This is a genomic window from Stenotrophomonas maltophilia group sp. RNC7, from assembly GCF_030910085.1.
Lineage (GTDB): Bacteria > Pseudomonadota > Gammaproteobacteria > Xanthomonadales > Xanthomonadaceae > Stenotrophomonas > Stenotrophomonas sepilia.
Map to the genome: position 1 here is coordinate 1 of NZ_JAVFVN010000230.1, position 866 is coordinate 866.

Below are 866 nucleotides of genomic sequence, written 5' to 3' on the forward strand. Positions count from 1 at the left end.
TACCTGTAGTAACAAAACCAGTAAAAACTGAAAATCAAGAGATATCGAAAGAACCTAATGAGAAAAAAACAGAAACATTGGAAATACTACCACAGGAAGTTATTAATAATACGGAGTTAGATGAATTATTAAAAGGTAAAAACTTTAATGGTACAGCAGTGATTGTAAAAAACGGTAATATCCTTATAAATAAAGGATATGGAATGGCAAATCAGGAACAGCAAATCCCTAATAATTCACAAACATCGTACTATCTTGGATCGCTAACAAAGGCTATAGTAGCAACGGCTATTATGCAATTGAAAGACCAGCAAAAGTTACAAGTTAATGATGAAATAGCTAAATATATTCCCGATTTTCCAAGGGGAGACGAAATTACATTAAAACACCTTCTTACACACACTTCAGGAATTCCAGAGCATGATGAAGGAGAAGAAGAAATTTCGCATGATGAACTTATAAAAAAGATTGGTAAACAAAAGTTACTATTTGCTCCTGGATCTAAATGGAAGTATTCAGATTCAAATTATGCTATTCTTGCATATATCTTGGAGAAGGTAAGTGGGCAAAATTCAGAAGTATATATACAAGAAAATATATTCAATGCTGCAGGTATGAAACATTCGGGATTTGGAGAAAAATTTACCCAAGAAAAATATCCTTCAACTGGATATAAAATAAAAGACGGTACAATAAAAACACCATCCTTACCCCATATGTCACAACTTTTTGGTTCTGGAGATATTTATACTACTGCACATGATTTATATTTATTCGATGAAGCTCTATATACAAATAAATTGATTTCTAAAGAAAGTTTTACTGAAATGTTTACACCAGTAAAAAAAGATTATGGATATGGTTGG

General features: G+C 31.4%; 1 protein-coding gene. It reads left to right on the plus strand.

Annotated features, from left to right (window positions below; translation table 11 throughout):
- A partial coding sequence (locus RCF13_RS02980; protein WP_308140846.1) for a serine hydrolase domain-containing protein occupies positions 1-866 on the plus strand: 866 nt, incomplete at both ends.